Origin of the sequence: Klebsiella sp. 141240, from assembly GCF_050600805.1 — a bacterium.
In the GTDB taxonomy this organism is placed as follows: domain Bacteria; phylum Pseudomonadota; class Gammaproteobacteria; order Enterobacterales; family Enterobacteriaceae; genus Klebsiella; species Klebsiella aerogenes.
Window position 1 is genome coordinate 1 of sequence record NZ_JAQIRK010000089.1, and the last position, 225, is coordinate 225.

At 50.7% G+C, this 225-nt stretch carries 1 rRNA gene; it reads left to right on the forward strand.

Going from position 1 to position 225, the window contains the following annotated elements:
* Positions 1–162: 162 nt before the first annotated feature.
* A 5S ribosomal RNA gene (gene rrf / locus PGQ95_RS26480) occupies positions 163–225 on the forward strand; the annotation flags it as partial.

Below are 225 nucleotides of genomic sequence, written 5' to 3' on the forward strand. Positions count from 1 at the left end.
AGGTCGGGTGTGTAAGCGTAGCGATACGTTGAGCTAACCGATACTAATGAACCGTGAGGCTTAACCTTACAACGCCGAAGATGTTTTGGCGGATTGAGATGATTTTCAGCCTGATACAGATTAATCAGTACGTCGTTATGACGGGCTGGTAAACAGAATTTGCCTGGCGGCGATAGCGCGGTGGTCCCACCTGACCCCATGCCGAACTCAGAAGTGAAACGCCGT